This window comes from Micromonospora sp. NPDC047187 (genome assembly GCF_040643355.1).
GTDB classification, from domain to species: domain Bacteria; phylum Actinomycetota; class Actinomycetes; order Mycobacteriales; family Micromonosporaceae; genus Micromonospora; species Micromonospora salmantinae.
This window is the reverse complement of sequence record NZ_JBEYUF010000024.1, coordinates 1-22744: the sequence shown is the minus strand read 5'-3', so window position 1 is coordinate 22744 and position 22744 is coordinate 1. Positions and strand designations below refer to the sequence as shown.

17 protein-coding genes and 1 pseudogene are annotated in these 22744 nt (G+C 71.8%); 12 read left to right on the top strand and 6 right to left on the bottom strand.

The window, feature by feature from the left end; translation table 11 throughout:
- Positions 1-41: 41 nt before the first annotated feature.
- Positions 42-1340: a sugar ABC transporter substrate-binding protein gene (locus tag ABZ794_RS27670; protein ID WP_210782310.1), complete on the bottom strand. Its 1299-nt coding sequence runs from the start codon at positions 1338-1340 to the stop codon at positions 42-44.
- A 235-nt stretch (positions 1341-1575) separates the two neighbouring features.
- On the opposite strand from ABZ794_RS27670, the gene ABZ794_RS27665 reads away from it, so the two are divergent.
- Both ABZ794_RS27665 and ABZ794_RS27660 read left to right on the top strand, forming a co-directional pair.
- Positions 1576-2775, top strand: coding sequence for an ROK family transcriptional regulator (locus tag ABZ794_RS27665; protein WP_210782312.1), 1200 nt, complete (start codon positions 1576-1578; stop codon positions 2773-2775).
- Positions 2776-3004: 229 nt separating this feature from the next.
- On the top strand, positions 3005-5641 hold the full coding sequence (locus ABZ794_RS27660; protein WP_357518284.1) for a discoidin domain-containing protein: 2637 nt from the start codon (positions 3005-3007) through the stop codon (positions 5639-5641).
- Positions 5642-5752: 111 nt separating this feature from the next.
- On the opposite strand, the gene ABZ794_RS27655 is transcribed toward ABZ794_RS27660, so the two are convergent.
- On the bottom strand, positions 5753-7057 hold the full coding sequence (locus tag ABZ794_RS27655) for an FAD-dependent oxidoreductase (protein WP_307850490.1): 1305 nt from the start codon (positions 7055-7057) through the stop codon (positions 5753-5755).
- Positions 7058-7349: 292 nt separating this feature from the next.
- Here ABZ794_RS27655 and ABZ794_RS27650 point away from each other — a divergent pair, with 292 nt between their 5' ends.
- Positions 7350-7706 (top strand): YciI family protein, encoded by a 357-nt coding sequence (locus ABZ794_RS27650; protein ID WP_357518282.1) that lies wholly within the window; start codon positions 7350-7352, stop codon positions 7704-7706.
- 2 nt (positions 7707-7708) lie between these two features.
- Positions 7709-8929 (top strand): RNA polymerase sigma factor, encoded by a 1221-nt coding sequence (locus ABZ794_RS27645; protein ID WP_357518280.1) that lies wholly within the window; start codon positions 7709-7711, stop codon positions 8927-8929.
- Here the strand turns inward: ABZ794_RS27645 and ABZ794_RS27640 are convergent.
- Positions 8883-10544, bottom strand: coding sequence for a DUF885 domain-containing protein (locus ABZ794_RS27640; RefSeq protein ID WP_357518278.1), 1662 nt, complete (start codon positions 10542-10544; stop codon positions 8883-8885). The genes ABZ794_RS27645 and ABZ794_RS27640 overlap by 47 nt on opposite strands.
- Positions 10545-10779: 235 nt before the next feature.
- Here ABZ794_RS27640 and ABZ794_RS27635 point away from each other — a divergent pair, with 235 nt between their 5' ends.
- Entirely contained in the window at positions 10780-11913 is a 1134-nt protein-coding gene (locus ABZ794_RS27635; protein WP_357518276.1) for a glutamate--cysteine ligase, read from the top strand.
- A gap of 22 nt (positions 11914-11935) precedes the next feature.
- On the opposite strand, the gene ABZ794_RS27630 is transcribed toward ABZ794_RS27635, so the two are convergent.
- Positions 11936-13720, bottom strand: a complete 1785-nt coding sequence (locus ABZ794_RS27630) for an N-acetylglutaminylglutamine amidotransferase (protein ID WP_357518274.1) — start codon at positions 13718-13720, stop codon at positions 11936-11938.
- A gap of 98 nt (positions 13721-13818) precedes the next feature.
- Positions 13819-14250 (bottom strand): MarR family winged helix-turn-helix transcriptional regulator, encoded by a 432-nt coding sequence (locus ABZ794_RS27625; protein WP_238688777.1) that lies wholly within the window; start codon positions 14248-14250, stop codon positions 13819-13821.
- An 83-nt stretch (positions 14251-14333) separates the two neighbouring features.
- On the opposite strand from ABZ794_RS27625, the gene ABZ794_RS27620 reads away from it, so the two are divergent.
- Positions 14334-16127, top strand: a complete 1794-nt coding sequence (locus ABZ794_RS27620; protein WP_357518272.1) for an ABC transporter ATP-binding protein — start codon at positions 14334-14336, stop codon at positions 16125-16127.
- A 44-nt stretch (positions 16128-16171) separates the two neighbouring features.
- On the opposite strand, the gene ABZ794_RS27615 is transcribed toward ABZ794_RS27620, so the two are convergent.
- Positions 16172-17137, bottom strand: coding sequence for a TetR family transcriptional regulator (locus ABZ794_RS27615; protein WP_357518270.1), 966 nt, complete (start codon positions 17135-17137; stop codon positions 16172-16174).
- A 109-nt stretch (positions 17138-17246) separates the two neighbouring features.
- Here ABZ794_RS27615 and ABZ794_RS27610 point away from each other — a divergent pair.
- From ABZ794_RS27610 to ABZ794_RS27585, 6 genes and pseudogenes are all read left to right on the top strand, one after another.
- Positions 17247-18116 (top strand): annotated as a pseudogene (locus ABZ794_RS27610) (ABC transporter ATP-binding protein); the annotation flags it as partial.
- Positions 18117-18235: 119 nt separating this feature from the next.
- Positions 18236-19861: an anibiotic ABC transporter gene (locus ABZ794_RS27605; protein WP_357518268.1), complete on the top strand. Its 1626-nt coding sequence runs from the start codon at positions 18236-18238 to the stop codon at positions 19859-19861.
- 114 nt (positions 19862-19975) lie between these two features.
- A complete protein-coding gene (locus ABZ794_RS27600; RefSeq protein WP_357518266.1) occupies positions 19976-20548 on the top strand; it encodes a hypothetical protein in 573 nt (190 codons plus the stop codon).
- 257 nt (positions 20549-20805) lie between these two features.
- A complete protein-coding gene (locus ABZ794_RS27595; protein ID WP_357518264.1) occupies positions 20806-21432 on the top strand; it encodes a restriction endonuclease in 627 nt (208 codons plus the stop codon).
- A gap of 57 nt (positions 21433-21489) precedes the next feature.
- Positions 21490-21636 carry a hypothetical protein gene (locus tag ABZ794_RS27590; protein ID WP_210782341.1) on the top strand — a complete coding sequence of 49 codons (147 nt, stop codon included), beginning with the start codon at positions 21490-21492 and terminating at the stop codon, positions 21634-21636.
- Positions 21637-21662: 26 nt separating this feature from the next.
- Positions 21663-22595, top strand: coding sequence for an HNH endonuclease (locus ABZ794_RS27585; RefSeq protein WP_210782343.1), 933 nt, complete (start codon positions 21663-21665; stop codon positions 22593-22595).
- Positions 22596-22744 lie beyond the last annotated feature (149 nt).

Sequence of the window (22744 nt, the reverse complement as noted above, 5' to 3'; positions counted from 1 at the left end):
CCGGGCTCAGCGCCCGACCACGGCCACCGGTGACGCCTGGGTCAGCGCATCTTCTGCTGCGCGTCGGTCAGCTTGGCCTTCACCGACTCCTCGGTGACCGGCTTGCCGCTGGCCGCGTCGGCGAACAGCTCCTTCATCGCGGTGCCGACCAGGGTCTCGAAGGTGCTCTCGTCGGGCACCTGCGGCAGCGGGGCGGCGGTGGTGACCAGGGTCTCCTGGATGGTCTTCTGCTCGGGGGCGCTGAACGCCGGGTCGGAGGCCGCGGTCTTCACCGCCGGCAGCGAGCCGTACGTCTTGTTGAGGAGCGTCTGCTCCTCGTCACTGGTCATGAACTTGACGAAGCTCAGCGCGCCGTCCTTGTTCTTGGTGTGCTTGAAGACCGCCATGTTGATCCCGGCGACCATGCTGTTGACCTTCTTGCCGCCGGCCGGCGGGCTGGCCAGGAACGGCACCGGGGCCACCCCGTACGCGTCGGCGGGCATGTTCTGCGTCTTCAGGTTCGACCCGGCGGACTGCCACAGCAGCATGGCCGCCTTGCCGTTGGCGAAGTCGGAGACCGACTGGTTCTGCGCGTACTCGGCGTTGCTCGGGTTGGTGATCTTGTCGGCGGCCATGAAGTCGATGTACCGCTTGATCGCCGAGACGTTCTGCGGGGTGTCGAAGGTCGGCTTGCCGGCCGAGTCGAACCACTCGCCGCCGTACTGCTGGCTGAAGGTGAACGCGTGGTGGGCGTTCTCCGACGGGTTGGCGCCCTCGATCGCCAGGCCCCACTTGCCGCCGGTGCTCAGCTTCTTGCCGTACTCGGCGAGTTGCTCCCAGGTGGTCGGCGGCGCGGTGATGCCGGCGTCGGCGAACGACTTCTTGTTGTAGTACAGGCTGTACGCCATGCTGTAGAGCGGCACGGCGGCCGGCGGCTTGCCGGGGGCGCCGGCGGCGGCGAGCGCGGCGGGCACGATCCGGTCCTTGCCGCCGACGGCCTGCAGGGCGGCGTCGTCGAACTCGACCAGCGCGCCGGTGGCCTGCAACGACGCCGACCAGGTGTTGCCGATGTTGACCACGTCCGGGCCCTTGCCGGAGGCGGCGGCGGCCAGCAGGCGGTTGAGCAGATCCGACCAGGGGACCACCTCGACGGTGACCTTGATCCCGGTCTGCTTCTCGAACTTGTCCAACTCCGGCTGGAGGATGGTCTTGTCGGCCTCCAGGCTGGCGCCCTGGTTGCTGGCCCAGTAGGTGAGCGTCTTGGGCGATGCGGCGGAGTCGTCGCCGGAGCCTCCGCAGGCGGTCAGCGAGGCGGCCGCCAGTACGGCGGCGGTGAATATCCCGAGGTGTCGTCTCGACACGGGTCAGCCCTTCCGGTGCGTGGTGGGGGTCCGCCGACCTTCGTCACCGATAGGGGTCGGGCGACGGGGGCCGGCTGCGGACAGGGTTCGGGGGTGCGCCGTTGGGGTCCGTCGGCGTTTCCCGGGAGTTACATCACGGCTTAATTTATGTCGTCATTAAAGTTGCTGGCCGGTGGGTCGTCAAGCACGAGGCGGTTACAGTCGCCTCGAACGGCCGACGGGAACGAGGTGACGAGTGGAGCTGGCGCGTGCCACCAACCGCAGCGTGCGGTTGCGCAACCGGTCCGCCCTGCTGACCAAGCTCTTCCTGGACGGCCCGCTCACCCGGCAGGACCTGGTGCGCAGCACCGGGCTGAGCCAACCCGCGGTCAGCAACGTGGTGGCCGACATGATCGACGAAGGACTGGTCGCCGAGGTCGGCGCCGCCGAGTCCGACGGCGGCCGGCCCAGCATGCTGCTGCGGATCGCGCCGCGCTTCGCCTTCCTGATCGGCGTCGACGTCGGCGAGACCCGGGTCCGGGTGGAGCTGTTCGACTTCGCGATGGCCCTGCTGGCCAGCGTCGAGTACCCGCTCGACCCGGCCCGCACCGAGCCCGACCTGGTGGCCGGGCACGTGCTGGCCGGCATCGAAGCGGTCACCAGCCAGGCCGGGGTGGCCCCGCGCGACGTGCTCGGCGTCGGCGTCGGCGTCTCCGGCGTGGTCGAGCAGGGCGCCGAGGCGGTCGTGCACGCCCAGGCCCTCGGCTGGGACCGGGTGCCGCTGGAGCGTCTGATCGGCGCCGGCACCGACCTGCCGCTGCACATCGACAACGGCGCGAAGACCCTCGGCCAGGCCGAGATGTGGTTCGGCGCCGGCCGGGGCGCCCGGCACGCCGTCTTCGCGCTTGTCGGCTCGGGCGTGGGCGCGTCGGTGGTGACCAACGGCGCCACCTACCGGGGCGCGTCCAGCAGCGCGGGGGAGTGGGGGCACACCACCCTGGTGTACGGCGGCCGGGTCTGCCGGTGCGGCGCGCGCGGTTGCCTGGAGGCGTACGTGGGGGCGGAGGCGATCATCGACCGCTACCGGGAGGCGCGCCGGGGCCGACCGGTGCCGGGCGAGGACGAGGAGTCCCAGATCGCCGCGCTGGTCGCCGCCGCCGAGACCTCGGCCACCGCCCGACGCGTGCTGGAGGACACCGCCGGCTACCTCGGCGCCGGGGTGGCCAACCTGATCAACCTGTTCAACCCGGAGCGCGTGGTACTCGGCGGCTGGGCGGCGATGGCCCTCGGCGACCTGCTACCGGCTGTGCGGGAGGCCGCCGGTCGGCAGGCGCTGCGCCAGCCGTACGAGCAGGCGTCGATCGAGCTGTGCCGGCTCGGGGTGGACGCGGTGGCGCTGGGCGCGGCAACCCTCCCGATCGCCCGCTTCCTCACCGAGGGTGGCGTCCGCCGCTGAGCGGTGACGACTGCTGCGCCGTCGGCAAATTACCCAAAAAGAATCCTCGGGATAAATAACGAAGTTATAGATCGATGTCTTGACGCCGTCGCAATCTCGCCGCAACACTCCTACGAGAGCGCTCTCCGACCCGCGACGCCGCATCGGCGGCACCACCCACGGCGCCACGGGGCGAGCCGATCCCATCCACGCGGCACCCCCTCGTAGCCCCCTATCGACAGGCGATGTCATGACATCTCGTGCAACATCCGTACGCCCGCGTCCTCGACGCGTCGTCCGGCACCTGCTGGTCGGGCTCACCGTGGCCCTGGTCGCGGCGCTCACCCCGACCGGCGCCACAACGCCCGCGCAGGCCGCGCCCACCCTGCTGTCCCAGGGCCGCCCCGCCACCGCCTCGTCCAGCGAGAACGCCGGCACCCCGGCCTCCGCAGCCGTCGACGGCAACACCGGCACCCGCTGGGCCAGCGCGTTCAGCGACCCGCAGTGGCTCCAGGTCGACCTGGGCGCCCGGGCCACCATCAGCCAGGTCAACCTGCTCTGGGAGGGTGCCTACGGCCGGGCCTTCCAGCTCCAGACTTCCGACGACGGTGCCACCTGGACGACGATCTACTCGACCACCACCGGCACCGGCGGCACCCAGAACCTCACCGTCACCGGCGCCGGCCGCTACGTACGGATGAACGGCACCGCCCGGGGCACCGGCTACGGCTACTCGCTCTGGGAGTTCCAGGTGTACGGCGAGACCGGCGGCACCACGCCGACCTGCGGCAGCACCAACGTCGCGCAGGGCAGCCCGGCGACCGCCTCGTCCAGCCAGGACGCCGGCCTCGCGGCATCCGCGGCGGTCGACGGCAACCCGGGCACCCGCTGGGCCAGCGCCGCCAGCGACCCCCAGTGGCTGCGCGTCGACCTCGGCAGCACCCGCACCATCTGCCGGGTGGTGCTCACCTGGGAGGCCGCGTACGCCCGGGCCTTCCAGCTCCAGACCTCGGCCGACGGGGCCACCTGGACCACCATCTACTCCACCACCACGGCAACCGGCGGCACGCAGTCGCTCACCGTCACCGGCAGCGGGCGCTACCTGCGGATGTACGGCACCGCCCGAGGCACCGCCTACGGCTACTCGCTGTGGGAGCTGGCGGTGAACACCACCGGCGGCGGAACCGGCGAGCCCCCGGTCGACACGACCGACCCGCGCAACCCGAACCTCGGGCCGAACACGTTCGTCTTCGACCCGAGCACGCCGACGTCGACCATCCAGAGTCGACTGAACACGCTCTTCACCCAGCAGGAGACCAACCAGTTCGGCCCGCAGCGCTACGCGGTGCTGTTCAAGCCCGGCAACTACACCGCCGACGTCAACCTCGGCTTCTTCACCCAGGTCGCCGGCCTCGGCATGAGCCCCGACGACGTCAACCTCAACGGCCACGTGCGTGCCGAGGCGTTCTGGTTCGGCGGCAACGCCACCCAGAACTTCTGGCGGGCCGCCGAGAACCTGTCGGTCACCCTGCCCGCCGGGCAGACAGTGGAGCGCTGGGCGGTGTCGCAGGCGGCGCCGTACCGGCGGATGCACCTGCGCGGCGCGCAGAACCAGATCCAGCTCTGGAATGGCGGCGACGGCTGGTCCAGCGGTGGCCTGATGGCCGACACCCGCATCGACGGCCTGGTCGTCTCCGGCTCGCAGCAGCAGTGGTACTCCCGCAACAGCGAGTTCGGCAACGGCTGGACCGGCTCGGTGTGGAACATGGTCTTCCAGGGCGTCAACGGCGCTCCCGCGCCAAGCTTCCCCAACCCGTCGCACACCGTCATCCCGCAGACCCCGCAGGTACGGGAGAAGCCGTTCCTCTACGTCGACGGCACCGGTGAGTACCGGGTCTTCGTGCCGGCGCTGCGCACCAACTCCACCGGAACCAGCTGGTACAACAAGACCCCGGCCGGCTCGTCCATCTCGCTGTCGCAGTTCTACGTGGTCCAGCCCGGCACCAGCGCCGCCACCATCAACGCGGCCCTCGCCCAGGGGCGGCACCTGCTCTTCACCCCTGGCGTGCACCGCGTCACCGAGCCGATCCAGGTCAACCGGGCCGACACTGTCGTCCTCGGTCTCGGCCTGGCCACCATCCAGGCCGACAACGGCGCGGTGGGCATGCGGGTGGCCGATGTGGACGGCGTGAAGGTGGCCGGCATCATGTTCGAGGCCGGCACGACGAACTCGCCGGTGCTGATGGAGGTCGGGCCGTCCGGCTCGTCCGCGAGCCACGCCACGAACCCGACCTCGCTGCACGACGTGTTCTTCCGCATCGGCGGGCCGCACGTCGGCAAGGCCACCAACACGCTGACTGTCAACAGCGACAACGTGATCGGCGACCACATGTGGCTGTGGCGGGCCGACCACGCCGCCAGCGGCGTACCGACCGGGTGGACGCTGAACACCGCCGACACCGGGCTCACCGTCAACGGCGACAACGTCACCATGTACGGCCTCTTCGTCGAGCACTACCAGAAGTACCAGACCATCTGGAACGGCAACGGCGGGCGGACGTACTTCTACCAGAACGAGCTGCCCTACGACCCACCGAACCAGGCGGCCTGGATGAACGGGTCGACCCGGGGCTACGCCGCGTACAAGGTGGCCGATTCGGTGACCAGCCACCAGGCGTTCGGGCTGGGCAGCTACAGCTACTTCAACGTCAATCCCGCGGTGGTCGAGGAACGGTCCTTCGAGGTTCCCAACAACCCGAACGTGCGCTTCACGAACATGGTCACCGTCTCGCTCGGTGGCGTCGGCACCATCAACCGGGTGATCAACAACGCCGGTGGCACCGCGAACGCGGCCAACCAGCAGGTGTACCTGACCACCTATCCCTGACCGGGGCGCCCGCGCCGGCCCGGACGTCTGACGGACCGGGTCGGCCGGGTCGCACCCAGGGCCGTGGCCGGCCCGGTCCCGCCGAGACCGGGCCGGCTGCGGTCGTGCCGCTCAGCCGGCCAGCACCTCGGCCGCCGCCCGCTCACCGGCGCGCACCGCTCCCTCCAGGTAGCCAGTCCAGCGGGTGGCCGTCTCGGTGCCCGCCCAGTACACCCGCCCCACCGGCGACCGCAGGTGCGGGCCGTAGGTCCGCCAGGTGCCCGGGGTGAGCGCACCGGAGAAACAGCCCCGGGTCCACTCGTCGGCCGACCAGTCGTACTCGACGAGATCCACGGGGTCCTCGGCACGCGGCCCGACCACGCTGGCGAACGCTTCCAGCAGGCACTGCCGACGTCGCGCGGGGGACATGCCACGCAGCGTGGCGGCGTCCGTGGAGTAGCTGAACCCGGTCAGCACCCCGATCGGTGAGGTCGGGGTGGAGTTGTCGACCGTCTCGGTGAGCGGACCGGCGCTGGTGGTGGCCACCCCGGAGCGCCCGTCGGCCCGCCAGAACGGCTCCGGGTAGACGGCGTGCACCTTCAGTGCCGAACCCATCGGCATGCGCTGGGTGAGCCCGTCACGCAGTGGAGGCAGCGGAGGGTCGTACCGGATCCGGCCGGCCAGCGCCGGGGCCAGCGCGACCACCACGGCGTCGCCGTCGACGCGCCCGGTGTCGGTCCACGCCGTCACGCCGTCGACGGTCTGTTCGATGGCTCGCACCGGCGCGGCCAGCGTCAGCGTGCCCGGTGGCAGGGCGGTGGCCATCCGCTCCGCCAGCGCAGCCGGCCCGCCCACGATCCGGTCCTGCTGCGCGCCACCGGCCATCCCCAGCAACGGCCCGGTCCCGCCGGCGCTGCGCAGGTAGAACAGCAGGTGCAACAGGGACAGCTCGTCGGCGCCGGTGGCCAGCAGCCCGCCGGCGAGCACCCGCCCCAGGTAGTCGGCGGTGTCGTCGTCCCCGGCCGTGACGGCGAGCCACCCGCCGAGGGTCGTCCGGTCCCACAGTGCGGCCTCCGGCGTCGCCCAGGGTGCGGCCGGGTCCAGTCGTGCGGCGTACTCGTCGAGCAGGCCGAGCACCCGGCCCACCTGCACCGGCGGCTCGGCCTGGCGCGCACCGGCCCAGAGCACCGTGGGCGCGCCGATCGATGCCGAGGCGAAGGTGGCCAGCCCGTGCTCGGCGACCAGCGCGTACATCCGATCCTGGGTCGGACCGATCCACTGCGCCCCCAGGTCGAGTTGCGTGAGCTCGGGCAGCCATCGGGTCAGCACCCGACCGCCCACCCGGCCACGGGCCTCCAACAATCGCACCTGGGCGCCGGCACGGGTGAGCGTCAGCGCGGCGGCGAGCCCGGAGAAGCCGGCGCCGACCACAATCACCCGCAAGCCGTCGACCACACCGGGGTCTACCCACAACCGTCGCGGGCATGGCTACCGGATCCGGGCGCGGCACTCGCGGACCGCATCCCTGCTCTTCATCCTTTGCTCTGCACCCGCCGATGCGACACCCGTGCCCGTGCACCCGTCGCGTCCGCGGGTGCAGAGCAAAGGACGCCAACAGCGGGCCGGGTCGGACGCCGACAATTTTTCGCCGGCCTGTCGATCCGGGCGGCCGCCGATCGTGTGGAGGATGAGAGGTCGGCGACGGGCCGGCCCCCCGCGAGGAGGAACGATGACGCTGTACCTGCTCAGCATCCACCAGCCGCAGGGTGAGCTGCCGCCGGAGCCGGAGTTCCTGGCCGGGGTGATGCGTCAGCTCGGCGAGCTGCGCGACGAGTTGGCGTCCACCGGGTCGTGGGTCTTCGGGCAGGGCCTGCACGGCCCGGAGACCGCCACCGTGCTGCGGCCCCGCGACGGCGAGGTGCTCACCACCGACGGACCGTTCGTGGAGGGCAAGGAATACATGGGCGGCATCACCATCATCGACGTGCCGGACCTGGACGCCGCCCTGCTGTGGGGCCGCCGCTACGCGCTGGCCACCACCCTGCCGATCGAGGTGCGCCCCTTCCAGGGTGGGGCCGGCGACTGACAGTGCCCGACGTGGAGACGGTGTTCCGCGCGGAGTACGGCCGGGCGGTCGCCGTCCTGGTTCGCCTTCTCGGCGACATCGACCTCGCCGAGGAGGCCGTCCAGGAGGCTTTCGTCGTCGCGGTGGCGCGTTGGCCGACGACCGGCCTGCCGCCCAGTCCGGCCGGCTGGATCATCACCACGGCCCGGAACCGGGCGATCGACCGGCTGCGCCGCGACGCGTCCCGGGCCGACCGGCACGCCCAGGCGGCCCTGCTGTACGCCGCCGACCCACCCGCCGAGGAGGGACCGGTGCACGACGACCGGCTACGGCTGATCTTCACCTGCTGCCATCCGGCGCTCGCCCCGAGCACCCGGGTCGCCCTCACCCTGCGGCTGCTCGGCGGACTGAGCACCGCCGAGATCGCCCGAGCCTTCCTGGTGCCGGAGCCGACGATGGCGCAGCGGCTGGTCCGCGCCAAGTCGAAGATCCGCAACGCCGGGATCCCGTACCGGGTGCCCCGCGACGCCGACCTGCCCGACCGGCTGCACGGCGTCCTCGCGGTGCTCTACCTGATCTTCAACGAGGGGTACACGGCCAGCGCCGGCCCGCACCTGGTCCGGGCCGAGCTGTGCGCCGAGGCGATCCGGCTGACCAGGCTGCTGGTCGAGCTGATGCCGGACGAGCCCGAGGCGCTCGGCCTGCTCGCGTTGATGCTGCTCACCGAGTCCCGCCGCCCCGCGCGGACCAACGCCGAGGGTCAGCTGGTGGCGCTGCCGAGCCAGGACCGGGCCCGGTGGGACGCCGAGCTGATCACCGAGGGGCAGGCGCTGGTCCGCCGCTGCCTGCGCCGCGACCGGCCGGGCCCGTACCAGATCCAGGCCGCGATCGCCGCCGTGCACAGCGCCGCGCGGCGCGCCGCCGACACCGACTGGGCCCAGATCCTTCAGCTGTACGACCAGCTGACGGTCGTCGCCCCCAGCCCGGTGGTGGCGCTGAACCGGGCCGTCGCGCTCGCCGAGCTGTCCCGACCGGCGGTCGCGCTGACCGAGGTGGACCGCCTCGACCTGGTCGGCTACCACGTCTACCACGTGGTCCGCGCCGACCTGCTGGCTCGGCTCGGCCGCGGCGGGGAGGCCGTCGAGGCGTACCGGACGGCTGTCGCCCTGACGGACAACGCGGCTGAACGGGCCTTTCTCACCGGGCGCGCGACGGCCCTGAGCGCGCGTCTGCCACCGGGGTAGGCCGGGACTGGAGGCAAGCTGTCAACTGATCCAAGCCCAGCGAACCCAGCTCCAGGGCCTGGCGATGGAATGCGCGCCGGTCGCCGGGGAAGGACGAGCGGCCTGCCAGCCACACGCGCTCACCCGCCTTGTAGGCCAGCGCCTGCCCTGGCCGGCCCAGGTAACGCGCGAGCTCGGCGGATGCGTACGGCCCCTGATGGCAGCGGTCCTGCAACAGCTTCAGCGCCGCGTCCGCCGTCCACACGGCTCCATCGCCAGCTGGCATCGGCAGTCGCAGGTGCAGGCCGATGTCGAGCACGACCCGCGCGGCGCGCAGCAGCCGCATGTACAGGTACCCCAGTCGAGCACCCGGCTGTTCGTAGAGCCCGAGCTCGTCCATGAACCGCTCGGCGTACAGTGCCCAGCCCTCCTGGCTGCCGGAGAGGCCGCCGAGCAGGTTGAGCCTCTGCCCGAGGCCACCCCGGCACACCTCCGAGCCGAGGTGGAGGTGGTGGCCGGGAACACCCTCGTGATAGGCGGTGCTGTAGGCGTACCAGGTGGGGAAACTCGTCGCGTCCTCGGGGACTGACCACCAGACCCGGCCCGGCCGCGTCAGGTCCCGCGACGGCCCGGTGTAGGCGATGCCGGACGACGTGGTCAACCGCGACTCGACGCGCCGCAACGGGGCGGGGATGTCGAAGTACACGCCGTCCAGCCGCTCGGTGGCGGCCTCCAACAGTTCCTGCAACCACGCGGCGAACGACTCCCTGCTGTGCAGGGTGCCGGGTGCGTCGGGGCTGTTGAGCCGGGCAAGCGCCTCTGGCACGCTCCCGCCCAGAGCCTTCGCTTCCGCGATCAGTTCTGCCTCTATCGCTCTGAACTCGTCCCAGCCCCAGCCGTACAGCTCACGCACATCAGGCTGGGCCGCGAGGAAGGTGCGCACCCAGAGTTCGTACCGCTGCTCGCCGAACGTCTCCTCCTCGACGGCCTGTGGTGCCAGATCCGCTGTCAGCGTCCCAGCCAGTTTCTGGTACGCCTCTCTCGCGTCCGTCGCTGCGGCCTGCAACGACGCCCGCTGACACCCCTCGCCGTAGCGCTCCACCAGGGCGACATCGTCGTCGATCCAGTTGCGGCAGCGCTGCGCGACGAGCTCCACTTGACGCCGCGCCGGCAGATTGCCGCGCTCTGCGGCGAGTGAGAGGCTGCGGGCATACCCGTCCAGGGCGGCGGGGATCGCGGCTACGCGTGCGCCGACACGAGCCCAGGCCTCCTCGAAGGCAGCGCCCTCGGCGTCGGAGCCGGGAACCGCGGCCTCGACGGCCTGGCGGATGAGCTGGAGCGGACCGGTGGCGGCCACGTGCAGTTCGCGCAGGTCCTCCCCGGCATCGTGGAAGGCGATACGCGTGTGCAGCCGTTCGGCGAGGTGAGCGTGCAGCGGGCCGGTGGCCGCCAGTGCGTCGCCCAGGCTCTCGAGCTCGCCCAGGGCGCGGGCTGCGAGGTCGGCCCGGGCCTGGTGGCCCTCCGGGCTGTAGTCGGTGAGCCCGTCGACATCCTGCTCGCCAGCCTCGACGACCGCTGTGCACGGGTCGAGGCTGGCCATGTCGCACAGGAACCGATTGGCGAAGTCCTCGATCACGGGGGCCATGCTAGGGCCTTGACCTAGCTGCCGTGGTACGAGCCGCATCGATCGCGGTGGCCCGGCTCGGTCGGGACGCCGAGGCCCTCGACGCGTACCGGACGGCCGTCGCCTTTACGGACAACGCCGCCGAACAGGCCTTCCTCACCGCCCGCGCGGCGGTCCTCAGCGGGTGTTTGTCATCGGGGTAGGCCGGGAACCCGAGGCACCGCCGCAGCGGGGGATGGGAGGGGCCATGGCGTACCGACCGACCGCCGTCGACACCGTGCCCGACCTGTTCACCCTCACGCTGGGCGTGGAGGAGGAGTACCTGCTGCTCGACCCGGACAGCGGCCGGAACCTGCCGGTCGCCGATGAGGTGCTCGCCGCGCTGCGCGGCCCCGCCCGGGACCAGAGCCGCCAGGAGTTCCGGCACAGCATGGTGGAGATGGTCACGCCGGTCTGCTCCGACCTCACCGAACTGCGCGCGCACCTGGTGGCGCTGCGCCGATCCGCCGCCGAGGCCGCCACGGCGGCCGGCGCCCGACTGGTGGCGGTCGGCGCCACCCCGGTGGCCGAACCCCACCGGACGGTCCCCGACGAACCGCGCTACCACGCGATGTCGCGCCGGTACGGTCCGGTGGCGCACGACCCGGCGGTGTGTGGCTGTCACGTGCACGTCGGGCTGCCCGACCGGGAACTGGCCGTGCAGGTCTGCAACCACCTGCGGGTGTGGCTGCCGGTGGTGCAGGCGATCACCACCAACTCGCCGCTGCACGACGGGTACGACACCGGGCACGCCAGCTGGCGCTCGATGCAGTTGGAACGGTGGCCCAGCATCGGTCCGACGCCGTACTTCGACTCGCTCGCCGACTACGACCGCACCGTCGGCGAGCTGATCGCCGCCGGCATCATGCTCGACGCGGCGATGGTCTACTGGTACGCCCGGCCGTCGTCAACGTACCCGACGGTGGAGGTGCGCGTCGGTGACGTCTGCACCGAGGTGGACGACGCGGTGCTGGTCGCCGCGCTGGTCCGGTCGCTCGTGGCCACCCTCGCCGACGACGTACGCGCCGGGGTGAGCGCCCCGAACGTCCGGGACTGCCTGGTCGCCGCGGCGCACTGGCGGGCCGCTCACGACGGTCTCGACGGCGAGCTGATCGACCTGCGTGCCGGCGGCACCCGCCCCGCGTGGGCACTCGTCGACGAGCTGATGGCGGTGATCGCCCCGGCCCTGCTGCGCCACGGCGACCTCGGGTACGTGTTGGCGCAGCTCGCCCGGCTGCGCCGCGACGGCACCGGCGCCACCCGGCAGCGGCGGGTGCTGGAGCGCGCCGGAGACCTGCAGGTGGTCCTCGACGACCTGGTCGCCCGCACCGCCGCCGGCTGACGGCCCGTCACGGCCCAGCGGGTCAGCGGATGTCGTGGGTTTGTAGCCACAGCTCCAGCAGGCCGAGTTGCCACAACTTGTTGCTGCCGGCCGCGGCCTCCGCCCGGTCCGGCTCGGCCAGCAGATGTGCCACGTACTCCGGGCGGAACAGCCCCCGCTCGCGCGCGGCCGGCGCCTGCAACGCCTCGGCCACCAGCTCGCGCACCGGGCCGTCCACGTTGCGCAGTGCCGGCACCGGGAAGTAGCCCTTGGGCCGGTCGGTCACCTCGGCGGGCAGCACCTCACGGGCGACCTCCTTGAGTACGCCCTTGCCGCCCTGACTGACCTTGTGTTCCGGCGGGCAGTGCGCGGCCAGGGTGACCAGGTCCTGGTCGAGGAAGGGCGTACGCACCTCCAGACCCCACGCCATGCTCATGCTGTCCACCCGCTTGACCGGGTCGTCGGGGAGCATCAGGTGGGTGTCCAGGCGCAGCACGGCGTCCAGCGCGGTCTGCGCCCCGGGCGCGGCGAGGTGCCCGGTGAGCAGGTCCCGGCTGGCGTCGTGCTCCAGCGCGTACGCCGGGCCGACGATGCGGCGCAGCTCGTCGTGGTCGCGGTCGAAGAACGCGGCGGCGAACGTCTCGGCGGCGCCGTGCCGGGGCGCCTCGACGAGTGGCTGGTGGTAGCCGTAGCCGGCGAACACCTCGTCGGCGCCCTGACCCGACTGGGCCACCTTCACGTGCTGCGCCACCTGCTCGGAGAGCAGGTGGAAGGCGACCACGTCGTGGCTACCCATTGGCTCGGTCATCGCCAGCACGGCCCGTCGGACGGCGGGCACCAGGTCGTCGTCGGCCAGCCGGATCCGATGGTGGTCGGTGTCGTACGCGCGGGCCACCAGGTCGGAGTAGTGGAACTCGTCGCCGGACTCGCCGTCGCGGCTGTCGAAGCCGATGCTGAACGTCCGCAGGTGTTGCTGGCCGGCCTCGGCGAGCAGCGCCACGATGAGGCTGGAGTCCAGTCCGCCGGAGAGCAGCACCCCCACCGGCACGTCGGCGACCAGCCGTCGGCGTACCGCCGCGCGTAGCGCGTCGCCGATCGCGGCCCGCCAGTCGGCGGCGTCCATCCCTTCGTCGGCGGGCTCCCGCACGTAGTCGGGTCGCCAGTAGACCTCCTCGCGGCTGCTCCCGTCCGCCTCGATCACCCGCAGGGTGGCCGGCGGCAACTTGCGCACGCCACGCAGCACCGTCCGCGGCGCGGGCACGATAGAGTGCCAGGACAGGTAGTGGTGCAGCGCCACCGGGTCGATGCCGGTGTCGACGTCACCGGCCCGCAGCAGGGCGGGCAGGGTGGAAGCGAACCGCAGCCGTCCCGGTGTCTCGGCGAGGTAGAGCGGTTTGATGCCGAGCCGGTCGCGGGCCAGGATCAGCCGCCGCCGCACCCGGTCGACCAGCCCGATCGCGAACATGCCGACCAGGTGGTCGACGAAACGTTCACCCCAGTGGGCGTACGCCACCAGGATCACCTCGGTGTCGCTGGTGGAGTGGAAGGCGTACCCGGCGTGGCGCAACTCCTCGCGCAGTTCCGGGTAGTTGTAGATGCAGCCGTTGAAGACCAGCGCCAGGCCCAGGTCGTCGCGGACCATCGGCTGCCCGCCCGCGTCGGACAGGTCGATGATGGTCAGCCGGCGGTGCCCCAGGGTCACCCAACCGTCGGCGAACAGGCCCTCGTCGTCCGGGCCGCGTGAGCGCATCGCCTCGGTCATCCGGGTGACCGCCGCCGCGTCGGGCGAGCGGCCGTCGAACCGCGCCTCCCCGCTGATCCCGCACATCAGCCGGGCCTCCCGTCACCTCGCCCCCGACCGGTGCCGGCCGGTCCCGCCGACCGGACGGGGCCGCTGGCTACCCGTGGGCGCGGGGAGCAAACCCGTCAGCCGCGCAGGGTGCGCAGGATGCGGGCCAGTTCGGCGCGGTCGGCGTCGTCGAGGTGGCCGAAGAAGCGGTCGGCCTCGGCCCGCCGCGCGGCCCGGATGGCGGTGCTGACCCGGTCGCCCTCCTCGGTGAGCGCGACCAGGGTCGCCCGACGGTCGGCCGGGTCGGGTCGGCGTTCGACCAGCCCTCGCGTCTGAAGGTCGTCGACGACCTCGGTCGCCGAGCGGGGCGCGATGCGCAGGTGCTCGGCGAGGGTGCCGGGGCGTACCTCACCGTGCCGGGCCAGCACGCCGAGGGCCCGGGACTGGCTGGGCGTGACGTCCCAGGGCGCCAGTGAGTCGCGGCTCTGCCGGCGCAGACGGGACGCCACCGCCCAGAACGTCTCCGCCAGGCTCTCGTCGTCGGCGCTCTCGACGGTGTGCTCGGTCACCGGAATACGGTAGCAGGATATGTGGTTGCTCCCTCATGATGAGGTAACCTCAGCAATATTGTCGACGAAAGGCAGTGCCCCCCTTGGAACCCACCCCGAAGGGCCGCGACCGCGGCCACCGCACCGTCAGCGCCGAAGAGAAGACGCAGGCCCGTCAGGTGTCGCTGCGCCGCATCGGTCGCCTGTTCACCCCCCACCGGCCCGCGCTGGCCGCCGTCACCGCGATCATCGTGGTCTCCTCGATCATCGCGATGGCCACCCCGTTCCTGCTGCGTGTCGTGATCGACCGGGCCCTGCCGCAGGGCGACGTGACGCTGCTGGTCTGGCTGGTCGTCGGCATGGTCGCCGTCGCGGCGGTGACCTCCGCCCTGGGCGTCGTGCAGACCTGGATCTCCACCCAGGTCGGCCAGCGGGTCATGCACCGACTGCGCACCGACGTCTTCAGCCACCTCCAGCGCCAGTCGCTCGGCTTCTTCACCCGCACCCGCACCGGCGAGGTGCAGTCCCGGATCACCAACGACATCGGCGGCATGCAGTCGGTGGTCACCTCCACCGCAACCGCCGTCGCCGCCAACCTCACCACAGTGGTCGCCACGGTCGTCGCCATGGTCGCGCTCTCCTGGCAGCTCTCCCTGGTCTCGCTCGTGGTGCTGCCCCCGGCCATCTGGCTGACCCGTCGGGTCGCCCGGATGCGTCGCGAGATCACCGCCCAACGGCAACGCGAACTCGCCGACCTCAACGTCACAGTGGAGGAGGGGCTCTCGATCAGTGGCGTCCAGCTGGCCAAGACCCTCGGCACCGGCCCCGCGCTGATCGACCGGTTCACCGCCTCCTCGGCCCGCCTTGTCGACCTGGAGCTGCGCAGCGAGCTGGCCGGCCGCTGGCGGATGGCCTCGATGAGCATCATCTTCGCCGCCGTACCGGCGGTCATCTACCTTGCCGCCGGGCTGCCCGGCACCGCCGGCACGCTGAGCATCGGCACCCTTGTCGCCTTCACGGCCCTGCAGGGCGGCCTGTTCCGACCGCTGATGGGACTGCTCAACGTGGGTGTCTCGCTCACCGCCTCGCTGGCGCTCTTCGCCCGGATCTTCGAATACCTGGACCTACCGGTCGACGTGGCCGACCCCACCGAGCCGGTCCGCCTCGACCCCGCCCAGGTGCGCGGCCACCTGCGCCTGGAGGACGTCACCTTCGGCTACCCGGGCAGCGACACGGCAGCCCTCGCCGGGATCACCCTCGACGTGCCCGCCGGCACCAGCCTCGCCCTGGTCGGCGAGACGGGCTCGGGCAAGAGCACCCTCGCCGGGCTGGTCAGCCGACTGCACGACCCGACCGCCGGCCGGATCACCGTCGACGGCGTCGACCTGCGCGACCTGCGCCTGGCCGATCTGGCCGCGATCGTCGGCGTGGTCAGCCAGGAGACGTACCTGCTGCACACCACCGTCCGGGAGAACCTGCGCTACGCCCGGCCCGAGGCCACCGACGCCGAGATCGAGGACGCCGCCCGCGCCGCCCAGATCCACGATCTCATCGCCGGGCTGCCCGACGGGTACGACACAGTGGTCGGCTCACGCGGGCACCGGTTCTCCGGCGGTGAGAAGCAGCGCCTCGCCATCGCCAGGACGCTGCTGCGCGACCCGCGCATCCTGGTCCTCGACGAGGCCACCAGCGCGCTGGACACCGAGACCGAACGCGCCGTACAGCGGGCCTTCGACGTGCTCGCCCAGGGGCGCACCACGATCACCATCGCGCACCGGCTCTCCACGGTCCGCGACGCCGACCAGATCGCGGTGCTCGACCACGGTCGGATCGTCGAGGCCGGCACCCACGCCAGCCTGCTGGACAGCAACGGCCGCTACGCGACGCTGGCCGCCTGAAACCCGGATCACAACCGTCTCGAAACAGTCTTAGAACTGTCTCGTTATGGTGCCGTCAGGTGGCGGTAAACGGTCGCCCGCGAAACCCCCAGCGCGGCGGCGATGGCGTCCACCGAGTGGGTGCCCGCCGCATGCATCCGCCGGGCCGCCTCGACCTGCTCCCGGCCCAGCGCAGGCGGCCGTCCCGGCCGCCGACGTCGGCTCGTCGCCCCCGCACCGTCGGCCACGCCCGGTGGCGTCGCCGAGCTAGCGCTTGCCGGGGCCGCGCCCCTCGCTGTCACACGCGTCGGGGCTTCGCCCGCTGGCGGCGGGACCGTCGTGCGCGGGGCGGCTGTGACATCCGTGCGCGGCCCGGTCGTGGGGTCCGTGCGCGATCCGGCTGTGGGGTCCGTGCGCGGCCCGGCTGCGGGGTCCGCGTGCGGCGCGGTCGCGGGGTCGGCGCGCGGCCCGGCTGCGGCGTTCGTGGGCAGCGGGGCCAGCAGTCGGCGTGCGCCGTCGAGCATGTCGGCGCGCAGGACCTCGTCGGACACGTCGGTGAAGAAAACGACCGGATCGCTGCACGCGCCCACCGCCTGGACCGCGAGGACCCGCTCGCGACGCCCCGCGTTCGGTCCGGCGATGAGGTCGTTGGCCCGCATCGCGACCTCCATCAGGCGGTGGTACGTGTCGCCCCGGCCGATCAGCGCGATGTCGTGGAAGAGCATGCCGAGCGGCCGGCGGTGGGCGAGCATGGTGTCCAGCCAGCCCTCCAGCACCGTCCACCGGGCCCGCTCGGTGGGCTGTGTCTGCGCCGAGTCGAGCAGCGCCTCCAGATCCGCCACCAACGGCTCGACCAGGGCGGCGAGCAGATGCTCCTTGGCGGGGAAGTGGTACAGGATCGCGGTCTTGGTGAGGCGCAGCCGCTCGCCGATCTGGCGCAGCGAGGTGCGCTGGTAGCCGTGTTCGGCGAACAGGTCGAGCGCGGCGCGCAGGATCCGGGTGCGGGTGTCGTCCGCGGGATCGGCGGTCATGCCGGCCAGCCTAGCGACGTCCTGACCGGTGGGCACCATCACCATTGATTCGACTGACCGTTGGTCAGTACAGTGGTCACGGTCGACGCAGCCAACGGCAGGAGGGGCCATGCCCGTCATCTCGATCGGCAACCTGGTCAAGACGTTCGGCGCCATCCGGGCACTCGACGGGTTGGACCTGCACGTCGAGCAGGGGGAGGTGCACGGCTTCCTCGGGCCCAACGGCTCCGGAAAGTCCACCACCATCCGGATCCTGCTCGGGCTGCTCCGCCGCGACTCCGGCGACGCCAAGGTGCTCGGCGCCGACCCGTGGCGCGACGCGGTCCGCCTGCACCGCCGGCTGGCGTACGTGCCTGGCGACGTCAGCCTCTGGCCCAACCTCACCGGCGGGGAAGCCATCGACCTGCTCGGTCAACTGCGCGGCGGCCTCGACCGGCGTCGCCGCGACGAGCTGCTGCACCGCTTCGACCTGGACCCGACCCGCCGCTGCCGCACCTACTCCAAGGGCAACCGGCAGAAGGTAGCCATCGTCGCCGCCTTCTCCTCCCCGGTGGAGCTGTACGTGCTCGACGAGCCGACCTCCGGCCTCGACCCCCTCATGGAGGCGGTGTTCCAGGACGAGGTCCGGCGGGTCAAGCAGGCCGGCGCCACAGTGCTGCTCTCCAGCCACGTGCTCGCCGAGGTCGAGGCGCTCTGCGACCGGGTCAGCATCATCCGCGAGGGCCGCACCGTCGAATCCGGCACCCTCACCCAGCTGCGCCACCTCACCCGCACGGCCGTGACCGTCGAGACCGCCCGCCCGGTCACCGGCCTGGACGCGCTGCCCGGCGTGCACGACGTACACGAGGTCGACGGCCGCACCCACCTGGAGGTCGAGCCCGCCCACCTCGACGAGCTGCTCGGCCAGCTCATCCGCTTCGGCGTCCGCGCGCTGACCAGCACACCACCCACCCTGGAGCAGCTCTTCCTCCGCCACTACGGCGACGACCCCGCCACCACTGCTGGCACGGACGCTCCCGCCACCGCCGCATCGGGGGCTCCCGCCGCCGGCTCCTCGGACGCCGATGTGCAGGCGGACGCCCCGCAGGGCGGTGCCCGGTGAGCGCCCTCACCGGCGCGACCCGGCTGGCCCGGCTCGTGCTGCGCCGCGACCGGATCCGCCTCGCCATCTGGATCCTCGGCACGCCCCTGCTCGGCTACGCCCTCGCCGGCAGCGTCGCCGGCATCTACCCGGACCAGGAGACCCGGCTGGGCTACGCCACCACCTCGGCGTCCAGTCTGGTCGCCCGCGCCTTCAACGGCCCCATCCACGGCACCGACCTCGGCGCCGTGGTCGTCGCCGAGACGTACGTGACGCTGGCCCTGATCGTCGCGCTGCTGAGCACCTTCGCGGTGACCCGGCACACCCGCCAGAACGAGGAGACCGGCCGCGCCGAACTGCTCGGCGCCAACGTGGTCGGCCGGTACGCGCCGCTCACCGCCGCGCTGATCGTCATCGTCGCGGCGAACACAGTGGCCGCCGTGCTGCTCGCGGTCGCGCTGGTCGGCGCCGGTCTGCCGCTCGCCGGCTCCGTCGCGGCAGCGGCCGCGATCGGCGGCGTCGGGGTCGCCTTCACCGCTATCGCCGCGGTCACCGCCCAGCTCTCCGTCACCTCGCGCGGCGCCAACGCGCTCGCCGCCGCCACCCTCGGGCTGTCCTTCGTGCTGCGCGCCGCCGGAGACGTCCTCGGCGAACAGAGCGCCGACGGCACCCGCGTGCGCAGCGCCTGGCCGTCGTGGATCTCCCCGCTCGGCTGGGGCAACCAGGTCCGAGCCTTCGACGGTGAACGCTGGTGGGTGCTCGCCCTGCCCGTCGCGCTGCTGCTCGCCGGAGTGGCGCTGGCGTACACCCTCGCCGAGCGACGCGACCAGGGCGCCGGGCTGATCGCCCCCCGACGCGGCCCGGCCACCGGCGCGCCACGGCTGCTCAGCCCCACCGGGTTGGCCTGGCGGATGCAGCGCGGCACGCTACTCGGCTGGGCGGTCGGGGTGGCCGTGCTCGGCCTCTCCATGGGCGTCGCCGCCGACGAGTTCAACGACATGATCGACGCGAATCCGGCCGCCGCCGAGGCGATCAACGCGATGGGTGGCGGAGCCGACCTGATCAACGCGTACCTGGCCGCGATGCTCGGCCTCTTCGCCCTGACCATCGGCGCGTACGTCGTGCAGGCCCTGCTGCGCGTACGCGGCGACGAAGCCGACGGGGTGCTGGAGGCCGCCCTCGCCACGGCGGTCAGCCGTACCCGCTGGCTCGGCACCCAGGTGCTCGCCGCGACACTCGGCGCGGTCGCCCTGCTGCTCCTCGCCGGCGTCACCACCGGCCTCGGGTACGGCATCGTCACCGGAGACCCGCTCGGCCAGGCCGTCGAGCTGGGCGGCGCCGCGCTGCTGCGGCTACCCGCCCTGCTCGTGATCGCCGGCGTGGTGACCGCGATCTTCGGGCTGCTGCCCCGCTGGTCGGTAGTGCTGTCCTGGACGGCGTTGCTGGTCTTCCTGCTCCTCGGGCAGCTCGGCGCGGTGCTGGAGCTGCCACAGGCCGCGCTCAACGTCTCGCCGTACACCCATGTGCCGGCCGTGCCCGCTGTCGACCCGGCGGCGCTTCCCCTTGTGGTGCTGGCGGCGGTGGCCGCGGCCCTGCTCGCCGTCGGCGTGGCCGCCTTCCGCCACCGCGACGTCCCGTCCTGAGCCGTGTTCCTTGATCCCTGCTGACTGCCGCCGACAACCGGAACCGGGGGGCGGGCAGCTCGCGGGCGTGGGTCGGGGCGGACGGGATTGCCTGGGGCTGGCAGCCTCGATCGCGTGAGCGACCTTCTGACGCAGCTTCCGGCACTCCTCGGCGTCCTGGTTGGCACCGCGGGCACGATCCTCGCCACGTCCCTCGCCGACCGCGCCCGATGGCGTCGCAGCCAGAGCGTCCGCTGGGACGAGCGGCGGCTCGACGCGTACGTCGACTACGCGCACGCCCTCAAGGAGAGTCACGCGGTGGCGCTGCGACTCACGTCCGAGCACCGGCCGGGATCGCGAAGCCACCCCATCGACCGCGAGGAGGGGCTGGTCCGGCTGGCTGAGGCGGACGCTCGGCGCACCATCGTCTGGGAGAACCTGCTGCTGCTCGGCGACGAGCCGACTGTCGTCGCCGCCGCCAGCTGGCGGGACGCGATCTGGCAGGTCGAACGGCTCGCCCGGGGAATCGTCGAGCCGCCGTCGGACGTGGCGGGCATGCTGACCCGGGTCGACGAGGCCCGCGACGGGTACTACCGGGCGGCCCGGCGCAGTCTCGGGGTACGCGGGGGGTCGGTGGAGCAGTCCGCGACGCTGCGGCAGGCGTTGGTCGACCGGTCCACCGCGACGCCGGAGGCGCCCGCCGTATAGGTGCGGCGGTGCCCGTGGGTCCGCTGCGGGCGCTCCCATGTGGGACGTCGGCTGATGCCGACTGACGGGTACCGGACACCATCGACGGCCGTGCAGGGGGTTTGTCGCACGCTACCGCGACACTGAGGCTTCCTCGACCGGGGAGGTGCCTCGTGCCGTATGTCAGGTCCCACACCAGGAAGGGTGGCGCGCGGGTTCGGGCGCACTACCGAAGGCGGCGCAGGGGCAGCGTTCGGCGCAGATCGACGGCCCGCCGCGTGGCCGGTGGCGGCAGATCTGCCAACGGCTGGGTTCTGGCGCTGTGTGCCGTCGTCGTTTTCCTGCTCCTCCGCATGGTCATCGACTTCGTGCAGCGGCACCCATACTGGTCCGCCCTCCTGGTGAGCCTCGTCGTAATGGCGGCGGCCGCGGTGGGTCTTGTCGTGTCGAAGCAGCGTGCCCGCGAGCGGGCCGACCAGGCCCAGCGGGACAGGCTGATCGCGGTGACCGACACGATGAGCGGACCCGAGTTCGAGCAGTGGTTCGCCCGGATCCTGGTCGCATCCGGGTTTCGGAACGTGACGGTGTGCGGTGGCTCCGGCGACCGGGGAGCGGACGTCCTGGCGGTCGCTTCCGACGGCCGACGCGTCGTGGTGCAGTGCAAGCGGCAGAGCCCTGACAACCGGGTCGGAAGTGCCGCGATCCAGCGGTTCGCCGGCACCTGCCGAGACATCCACGGTGGCGAGATCTGCATGCTCGTGACTAACAGCTTCTTCACTGCGGGCGACGGTATTCAGATAGCCCGACAGCTCAACATCACGCTCGTCGACCGGGATGCGCTGGAAATGTGGGCCTGGACGGGGAGACCAGCGCTGGGGTCCATCGCGGGAGGCGGATCGCACTGACGCAGAACGTCGGGGCAAAGGCTGGCGGGGCTTGACCGTGCTGACAGCCACGGCCTCGTGGGCACGCTTCTGATGCTGCTTGCAGCGCTCCTCGGCGTCCTGGTCGGCACGATCCTCGCCACCTCGCTCGCGCGATTGAATGTCTCTGAGGACAGCGGCCGCCGCGACGCGCGCACAGGTGACCGTTCAGGTGGTGGCGTTTAAATCCTCTTTGATCAACACTGTTCGTTGTGAAGGCCTTCGTGGGGGTGACTGACGAGAGGTGGTACCGCTTCCTTGCGGAGCGTCCCGCGCTGAACGAGGTCAACTTCTGGCGGCCCTCCGGCGGTACATTTCGGGCTCTCACTCCAGGCGAGCCCTTCCTGTTCAAGGCACACTTTCCGCTGAACCGGGTGGTGGGTGGCGGCTTCTTCAGCGGCTTCACGCAGCTACGGATCTCCGAGGCGTGGGAGCTCTTCGGCGAGGCCAATGGAGCTTCGAGTATCGACGAGATGCGCCGCAGTGTCGGGCGCTACCGCAAGCAGGCGATCGGTGCAGGGGAAGATCCGATCATCGGCTGCATCTTCGTCCGGGACGTGACCTTCTTCCCCGACGAATCGACCGTCGATCCACCGCCAGAGTTCGCGTCAAATATCGTGCAGGGCAAGACCTACAACCTGGCCGACGCCGGTTCGGCGTCGTACTTCGACCTGCTGATCCACCGTCTGATCGGGACGACGGCGGCGGTTGACCTGAGCGGGCCCTGGCATCGTCCCGGACCCGTCTACGGAGACCCGCGACTGGTGCCCCAACGGCTCGGGCAGCAGTCATTCAAGGCGGTGGTCCTGGGAGCCTACGGCCGACGTTGCGCGATCACCGGCAACAGGGTCCAGCCCGTGCTGCAGGCCGCGCACATCCGCCCGCTCCCGCTGGGGGGCGAGCATCGGCTGGACAACGGCCTGTTGCTCAAGTCCGACGTGCACATCCTCTTCGACCGTGGCTACCTGGGCGTCGATCCGAAGCACCGCCTACTGGTCAGTCCGCGGCTTCGCAGCGAGTTCGGCAACGGTGACCAGTTCTATGCGAAGGCGGGCGAACAGATCGCTTTGCCAGAACGACGCCGCGACCGGCCGCGTGCTGATTTCCTCGAATGGCACCTCGACACCGTCTACAAGGCGGCTTGATCCAGTACTGCCCGCGCTAAGCGAGGCTCGGGTTGATTCGGTTGCCCGGACGCCGCTAGGCAGTGTCTTCAAAGGATCTTGGTGTCGGATGATGTAGGGCGTGGGTCGTCGCTACGAGTTGTCTGACGTCGAGTGGGATGCGCTGTCGA